General features: G+C 51.9%; 1 pseudogene. It reads left to right on the forward strand.

The window, feature by feature from the left end:
- A pseudogene (locus IV91_RS16130) lies at positions 1-655 on the forward strand (damage-inducible protein); the annotation flags it as partial.

Here is a 655-nt window from a genome sequence, read left to right on the forward strand (position 1 = left end):
CATGCTGGTCCAGAACAGCAACCGAAGAAGAAAACAGAGGAACCTCGATATCCGGGTGATCCTGGGAAATCCGCCCTATTCAGCAGGTCAGGGCAGTGCCAACGACAATAACCAGAATGTGGAATACCCGCATCTGGACAGCTGTATCCGAAGCACCTATGCAGACCGTTCCACTGCGACCAACAAGAATGCGTTGTACGACAGTTACATCCGGGCGATTCGCTGGGCCAGTGACCGTATTGGAGATAGTGGGGTGATTGGGTTTGTATCCGGTTCCGGGTTTGCGGAAAAACCAGCCATGGATGGGTTACGCAAATGTCTGGCCGAGGAATTTACCTGCATTCATGTGTTGAACTTGCGGGGAGATATCCGGAAAAACATGCTGAGTAAGGGACGAGCGCAAGAAGGACAGAATATTTTTGGAAGCGGCAGCATGACTGGTATTGCTGTGACCCTGTTCGTCAAAAACAAGGACGACGAACGGCGTGGTCAGATTTATTACCACAACATCGGTGATGGCCTGACCCGTGAGGAAAAACTGGGCAAACTCATCGAGTTTGGCAGTATTGCAGGGATCACTGAGCAACAACGGTGGCAAACCGTTACCCCGGACCAGCATGGGGACTGGCTCAACCAGCGGAATGACGGATTCAAC

It is taken from the genome of Ferrovum myxofaciens, from assembly GCF_000735045.1.
GTDB classification, from domain to species: domain Bacteria; phylum Pseudomonadota; class Gammaproteobacteria; order Burkholderiales; family Ferrovaceae; genus Ferrovum; species Ferrovum myxofaciens.